11 protein-coding genes are annotated in these 7,246 nt (G+C 43.1%); all 11 read left to right on the forward strand.

Features of this window, described 5'->3' with window-relative positions:
- Positions 1 to 72: 72 nt before the first annotated feature.
- The gene (locus OEV79_12025) at positions 73 to 438 is read left to right on the forward strand and encodes a YopX family protein (protein MDH4212163.1); all 366 of its coding nucleotides are present in this window, start codon (positions 73 to 75) and stop codon (positions 436 to 438) included.
- Positions 435 to 803 carry a hypothetical protein gene (locus OEV79_12030; protein ID MDH4212164.1) on the forward strand — a complete coding sequence of 123 codons (369 nt, stop codon included), beginning with the start codon at positions 435 to 437 and terminating at the stop codon, positions 801 to 803. Before OEV79_12025 ends, OEV79_12030 begins: the two co-directional genes overlap by 4 nt.
- Before the next feature lie 109 nt (positions 804 to 912).
- Positions 913 to 1,548 carry an HTH domain-containing protein gene (locus OEV79_12035; GenBank protein ID MDH4212165.1) on the forward strand — a complete coding sequence of 212 codons (636 nt, stop codon included), beginning with the start codon at positions 913 to 915 and terminating at the stop codon, positions 1,546 to 1,548.
- Positions 1,517 to 2,269 (forward strand): sigma-70 family RNA polymerase sigma factor, encoded by a 753-nt coding sequence (locus OEV79_12040; protein MDH4212166.1) that lies wholly within the window; start codon positions 1,517 to 1,519, stop codon positions 2,267 to 2,269. Before OEV79_12035 ends, OEV79_12040 begins: the two co-directional genes overlap by 32 nt.
- 41 nt (positions 2,270 to 2,310) lie before the next feature.
- Positions 2,311 to 2,922, forward strand: a complete 612-nt coding sequence (locus OEV79_12045) for an ERF family protein (protein ID MDH4212167.1) — start codon at positions 2,311 to 2,313, stop codon at positions 2,920 to 2,922.
- 1 nt (position 2,923) lies between these two features.
- Positions 2,924 to 3,688, forward strand: a complete 765-nt coding sequence (locus OEV79_12050; protein MDH4212168.1) for a PD-(D/E)XK nuclease-like domain-containing protein — start codon at positions 2,924 to 2,926, stop codon at positions 3,686 to 3,688.
- A 9-nt stretch (positions 3,689 to 3,697) separates the two neighbouring features.
- Positions 3,698 to 4,018, forward strand: a complete 321-nt coding sequence (locus OEV79_12055) for a hypothetical protein (GenBank protein ID MDH4212169.1) — start codon at positions 3,698 to 3,700, stop codon at positions 4,016 to 4,018.
- Positions 4,019 to 4,071: 53 nt separating this feature from the next.
- Positions 4,072 to 5,784, forward strand: coding sequence for a toprim domain-containing protein (locus OEV79_12060; GenBank protein ID MDH4212170.1), 1,713 nt, complete (start codon positions 4,072 to 4,074; stop codon positions 5,782 to 5,784).
- The gene (locus OEV79_12065; protein ID MDH4212171.1) at positions 5,784 to 6,059 is read left to right on the forward strand and encodes a hypothetical protein; all 276 of its coding nucleotides are present in this window, start codon (positions 5,784 to 5,786) and stop codon (positions 6,057 to 6,059) included. Before OEV79_12060 ends, OEV79_12065 begins: the two co-directional genes overlap by 1 nt.
- Positions 6,037 to 6,873: a thymidylate synthase gene (gene thyA, locus OEV79_12070; GenBank protein ID MDH4212172.1), complete on the forward strand. Its 837-nt coding sequence runs from the start codon at positions 6,037 to 6,039 to the stop codon at positions 6,871 to 6,873. The genes OEV79_12065 and thyA overlap by 23 nt, the downstream gene beginning before the upstream one ends.
- 112 nt (positions 6,874 to 6,985) lie before the next feature.
- On the forward strand, positions 6,986 to 7,246 hold a 261-nt coding region (locus OEV79_12075; GenBank protein ID MDH4212173.1), incomplete at its 3' end, for a hypothetical protein.

Consider the following 7,246-nt stretch of genomic DNA (forward strand, 5'->3'; position numbering starts at 1 on the left):
TGAGCCAAGAATGTTGCAGGCAAAAATACATTATGACGGATATATGACAGCCCTAAACAAATTAAAAGAGTTATGAATACAAGAGAAATAAAATTTAAAGCGTGGGATATAGGTGAAAACCAAATGGTATATGGTCTAAATCATATTTTGTTTGCAGAAGTTTATAGACGTGAAAACACGGTGTATTATGACAACAGAGATAAAGGTGTTATCATAATGGAATACACCGGACTAAAAGACAAGAACGGAAAAGAGATTTATGAGGGGGATGTTGTTGATTGTGAAAACGGTATTTTAAGAGAAATAAAATGCTTTGGTCCTGTTTACTATGGTGTTACTCCAGGAGGCGATTTTTGTATGCTTATGCAAAGTAACAATTTCAAAGAAAGTGAAGTAATAGGAAACATATACGAAAACCCTGAACTATTAGAGAAATGAGAAAAGGACTTTATAGTGACGATGTAGCTATGACGGCTACCTACACAGAGCGCCAGATATTGTGGTTTGCTGGAGAGATGCGGGAGATAAACCCAAAAATGAATTGTATGTTGTTCGCAATACTTGCTGATGCCATACTGCCGTGCAGCGCATATATCTATTATGACATGAACCACATGGTGCTAGGGTTTTATGATGGCGGGGTGGGCCACATTAGATATTTTGATATCAATGGTGAACTGTCGCAGAGTGAATGTAAAAACATGCTTACAATCAATTCGTATGCCCTGGGCGATCTAACACCCTTAATCAAGGCGGCATCGGACGGCCATCCTGGTGAATATCAACATGCAAAAAACGACTAACAAAATAAAAAAAATATGCCGTGGCAACTAAAAATGCTAAAGTGCGACAGTAGCCATATTAATTATATATAATATTGCAGTATAATAGAGGCTATTGTCGCATTTGTCTATGGAATACCTACATCGTAATAAAATCATATACAGGCGTGACCCGATAAATGACGTGCCTACGGAAGAATTTCCCTGGGGCTGGTATTACGAAAACGGAACTTATGAGTATTACAATCTGTTCTCGTTCAAAGATAAGATAACTTCGTATGTAAGCCTGCAATGGCATTTGCATACAATTTTGTATCTTAACCCGGAGTTAACAGAGGAGAAGTTAAGAGAGATCGCGTTGGTGTTTTCTAATCCGAGAAATGGTTATTGCTTGTATCCGCTGCACGCGGACAGGGTCATGGAAACGGTAGACGATGTACTAAAGATGGACCTTGAGATCCCACCTGCTAACCGAAAGAGAAAAGTAATATTCAAGGATTACTGTGGTCTTACGGCTCATGAGAAGTTATCTATCTCAGGGAAGATGATTGGTAGAAGCAAGAGCATAACAGAGAGTGATCTCTACGAGATGATGTTATTGCTGCACGACAGAGGAGAGATAATTACAATAAAGTCTTTAGCGCAAGAACTGGAGACATCGACAAGAACTATTTACAGAACTTTAAGTAATCAATTGAATGACGAAAAAACTAGATTAAACTATGCGTTGAGAAATGAAAAATTACAATCTGAAGAACTACATTAGGTACAAAGATGATCTGAAATGTAGTTTGCCGAAGAACAAGCCGTGGTCCCAATACACGAGAGATGAATTGATAATTTCACTTTTACCTTTCGCGGAACAGATCGCGAGGAGTTTTTCTACCTCAGACAGGGCGTCTGGCGTAATGACGATCAATGATATTATTCAGGAGGCGTCACTTGGCCTGTGTCAGGCGGTAGATAGGATAGATTGGGATAAAGTAACAATGGACGACGATGTGCCGAGGCAGATAAGGGGATTCGTTATGAAGAGGATCCGTGGAGCTGTACGACGCGCTATAGATAGTAACCGAGGGGACATGCGCATCCCCGAGCATAAATTGAATGAGTTGCGCAAAGATAACGGAATGGACAAGGAGCTTGTAAAGATGTTTTTTAATTCAGTATTTCTTTCCATAGACGAAGATCCCAATTCAGGTGATTACTTGAAGCAGGCTGACCCTACCAAAACTTACAATAGAGAAATGGTACACCTGTACGTTATGAGTATCATGAAATTGTATCTTGACCCGCGCGAGTATGAGATCTTACGTTTATCGTTTGGTCTGGATTGTGAGCGTTTACCAGCGAAGGAGATCGCGAAGCATGTAGGAATAACCAGTAGTGCATCATTTGTCAGGGTGTCACAAATAAAGAGAGGTGCCCTGAACAAGTTGTATCTAAGTGTTGATGAAGATTCAGTGAATACCTATCTTGCAGATTGATTACGGCCACATGGCGATAATACTATTAAATCAAATTCATTATGGAGAAAAAAGAGAGTAAAACTAAAAACACCTCATTTCAGCATTCAAGCGTATCGATTCAGCTTACTATCGATCAGAAGTTGAGTGCGATTCAGCGCGAACTTAAAGTTGCGAAGACACGCAAGAATAAGTTTGGTAATTACAACTACCGTTCTGCTGAGGATATCTTGGAGGCGTTGAAACCATTCAATGAGAAGTATGAAGTATACTTTACAACGACCGAGAAGTATCTTGCCGATGGTGTTATCCAAAGTGAAGCGACAATACACGACGCTGTAAACGCGGGTGAGTCTATCACCGCGGTGGCTATCGTGGCTGTTGATTTCGACCAGAAGGGAATGCAGATGCCGCAAAGGTTTGGTGCTACATCAAGCTATGGCAAGAAGTATTCATTTGGTAACCTGCTTATGATTGATGACACCGCGGATGCAGACGCTACAAACGATCATGCAGATACGCGGGTTGTGTTGCAACCTAATTCTGTTGAGTTCGAGAAGGCAAAGAAATTCGTTGCTGACGGTGGCGATCTGACTCGTATCGAGCTGAAGTATAAACTGTCACCTGCACTGAAGAAGCAATTAGCAATGGCGACCAAAACACAGATACTGTAATATGGATTTAGATACAAGTCCTAATCAGCGGCAACGGATCATAGATAAGTTGCGCGATGACGAGAATTACTACGGTGAATTTGGTTCAAAGTTCCTATCGAACAGTAACATCAAGACGCTGTTTGAAAATCCGCTTGCCCTTCGTGAACCTACTGAGAAGACTGTCGCTATGGTGATGGGTGGTTACCTGCATACGGTAATCTTGGAACCGAATAAGATCGACAAGTTTAAAATCGTGGAGGCTTCGACCAGGAATACCAAAGCGTATAAGGAAATCAGCCAAGGCGAAATAGTGCTGCTTCAGCATGAGGTGGACATATTGCATGAGTTGAAAGACGTTATCATGCGTAACAATCTGTGTAACAGTTTAATACGTGGTGATCGTGAAGGAGCCAGTATCGAGTACGAAGTACCAGCAGTCATGGAACATAATGGTCTATGGTGGAAAGGTAAGGCTGACGTGTTAAATCACGATGAAGGACTTATTGTGGATGTTAAATCTACCTCATCGCTGGATACATTTAGATTCTCCGCGGACAGGTATAACTACGATTCACAGGCGTTCCTGTACAAAAAGTTGTTTGGTTACGATTTTATTTTTGTCGTGGCTGATAAAACAACCAAAAAAATCGCTATCTTTGAATGCTCACAAGCATTTCTAGACAGAGGCGAGCGTAAAGTAGAAAAGGCTTCTGACATATACGAGCTTTACTACAAGACCCCGGATTTCGATCCATATCAATACATTGAAATGTTAACCCTTTAATTTTTAAGTATGGCTATTTTAGCAAGAGTCCAGTTAAATCTGGCAGACATCCCCAAGGAGAAGATCTACAAGGGGAAAAAAGGACAGTATCTCACAGTGGTTGTTACCCTGAACGATACTCCCGATCAGTACGGTTTTAACGGACCTGTTTATGTTGAACAAACTAAAGAAGAGAGAGATGGGAAAGCCGCAAAACAGTACCTCGGAAACGCAAAAGTCGTGTGGACGGACGGAACTGTGCCCGCGGTGCCGGAAAGAACAGACAACGGTGCTCCCGTTGCGCGCCAAGCGGTCGCGGCAGCCACAGAAGACGACGACCTGCCGTTCTGATTCTAAAATAAAGAGAAACCGTAAAGGAGAAATAACTTTAATTGAGGATTGACATGCACGTTGAAAACGTAGAGATCAATGGTTTTAAGATAGATAAGTTTAACCAATATGATCTTGAACCGGGCGCAACACAAGGCAAATGCCCTGTCTGCTCCCACAACCGACAGCCTAAGAACCAATCAGCCAAGTGTGCATCATACGATTGGGGACGAGGAATAGGGACGTGCCACAATTGCAATTCCACTTTCCAGCTTCATACATACCAGCGCCGCGGCGAGCGTTCGAAAGAATATTCTGCCCCGGAGACCGTATCCCCACCGGTAGGGGAGAAGGCCGCGGCTTGGTTTGAAGCCAGAGGTATCTCGATCAGTACCCTCGTTGACATGCAAGTTAGCGAGGGTATTGAATTTATGCCGCAGACTGGTAAAGAAGAAAACACTATCCAGTTCAATTACTTCATGGGTGGCCAACTGGTCAACATAAAGTACAGAGACGGCAGGAAGCACTTCAAGCTATTTAAAGGTGCTGAGAAGGTTTTCTATAACATCGACAACACCATAGGATATGATGATATTGTCATCGTTGAGGGCGAGATGGACGCATTAGCGTTATGGGAGGCAGGAATTAAATATGTGGTTTCCGTTCCAAATGGGGCAACACTGAATAATAACAACTTAGACTACCTGGATAATTGCATCGACTACTTCCTGGACAAGAAGCGCATAATAATAGCGGTAGACAATGACGGGCCTGGTGATATGTTACGCCAGGAATTGGTCAGACGTCTGGGCGCTGAAGCGTGCTTCATTGTAGAATGGGGAGATGTAAAGGATGCAAATGAATATCTATTAGCGCAGGGCAAAGACGCGTTGAAGCGTGTCGTCCTGGATGCCAAACCCGTACCGCTGGAGAACGTAGTGACGATGCGGCAGATCGAAGGAGAAGTGATAGACTTCGTCGAGAACGGGTTTAAACCTGGTTACCAGATAGGCCTTGACAACTTCGATGATATATTTTCCACCTATACAGGACAATTCATAACCGTGACTGGTATCCCGTCGTCTGGTAAGTCAGACTTCGTGGATCAAATGGCCGTAGGGTATAATATGAAGTATGGTTGGAAGATTGCATACGCCTCACCGGAGAACGTACCGACCTACCTGCATGCCCACAAGATAATGCGTAAGCTATGGGAAGGTATGCCTGACAAGTCAGAAGTACATTCTGAGAAGTGGAAATCGATAGTAAGTAACGTCAATGATAATTACTTCTGGATAGACATGGAACGTTATTCATTGGAATCAGTACTGAAGAAAGGTGCTGAGCTGGTGAAACGCAAAGGCATAAAGTGTCTGGTCATCGATCCATTCAATAAGGTACGCGATATAGACTCCCATACCGATGACGTCAACAAGTACACTATGGAATATCTTACGAAGATAGAAATGTTTTGTAAGAAGTACGATGTGCTGGTTATTGTTGTGGCCCACCCAACCAAGATGTACAAAACGCAGTCCGGTGAGATGGAAGAACCGACCATGTACAATATAAAAGGCGGTGGTGAATGGTATGATGCCTCTTATCATGGCTTGCTTGTGCATCGTGACTACGATCGTAAACTGGTCAAGGTGAAAGTCTTAAAGGTAAAGTTCCAGAACCTGGGAGAGAATGGTGCAGAGTGCTGGTTCTCATGGGATTATGCCTCAGGGCTGTATGTGCCTCATATTGAACAAACCTTCGTTGGTGAGAAAATGCCTTGGGAATAATGGGAAGCGGACTGAAAAATCGTAAGAAAAAAGTAGACATGGGGTGGTATGCGCCGACAGATGAAGAGCATACCGCGTTTCTATGGTGCATAAAGAATCATATTCTTATAGCGCCCTGGGCAGTCTCAAGTAATTGGGATAACGACAGGTGGTACCTGGAAATCGAAATCAAAGATAAGGTGTTCAGGTCACCAGACACCTACGGTAAGGAAAACCTGTGGGAGACAATGTATAAATTTTACAAATACTATTATGACAAACAAAAAAAGTCCTAATATTGATATCGAGTATCAAAACCTAATAAGGGAGGTACTATCACAGGGCAATTTTAAATCAGACCGCACCGGCACTGGTACCATAAGTAAGTTTGGTTGTCAAATCAAACACGATATGAGTATCGGTTTTCCGCTGCTCACTACTAAAAGAGTATCCCTGCGCAACGCTGCTATCGAGTTGTGGTGGATATCCAATGGCAGAACTGACTTAAAATATCTGACAGATCACGGTGTAAAGTACTGGGAACCAGACTATAAGAGATCAGGTAGAACGGACGGGACACTTGGACCTATCTATGGTCATCAGTGGCGGAACTTCAATGGAGTGGATCAGCTAAAGAACTTGCTGTACACGCTCAGAGATAACCCGACCGATCGCCGTATGATAGTATCCGCGTGGAACCCGGCAGACTTGGACGAGATGGCGTTGCCTCCGTGTCACTATGGCTTCCAGGTATACGTTAACAATAACAAGCTAGACCTGCTGTGGACGCAGCGCTCGGTTGACATATTCCTTGGCCTACCTTATGACATCGCCATGTACGGTCTGTTGCTACTGCAATTGGCGCATACATTCGGTTACAAGCCAGGTGTGCTAACAGGGCAATTTGGTGATTGTCATTTGTACTCAAATCATATTGAACAGGCTAATATGGTATTGGGGCGGCAGCCATTCAATAGTCCTCATGTGCTTGTCAATGGCAAGTTCGATTTTAGCGGGTCAGAAGTAACGACACCGCAGAATAACAATTACGAATTAATGTTTTATATTCACCACCCCCATATCCCGGCAGAGTTGTCGGTAGGGACCTAAAACCAAATCTATGTATTATTTGTATCATGTGCCAGGTATAAAAATTGGCGTAACAAACAACCTTAGACGTAGGGTTGAAGCAGATCAAGGATTCTCTCGTAAGGAGTATCAGGTGTTATTCTCATCGGATGACATCGACGACATCTCAAATAAGGAACGCGAGCTGCAAGCATTGTTCGGGTATCATATTGATCACCGTCCATACAAGCAAACAGTTGATAGATCAGTGGCACCGGAGCCTGTAAATGCCACCGCATATTCCACGACATTTCCTTGTCCTCTTTCTGAATTACCGGAATATCTTAAGAGTATTGCCGGGCATTCCTGGGAGACGCCTTATGGTGTTATCACTCTGACTGACGAAGTGGCCAAA

The sequence above is a fragment of the candidate division WOR-3 bacterium genome, assembly GCA_029858255.1.
Lineage (GTDB): Bacteria > Hydrothermota > Tepidihabitantia > SM23-42 > SM23-42 > SM23-42.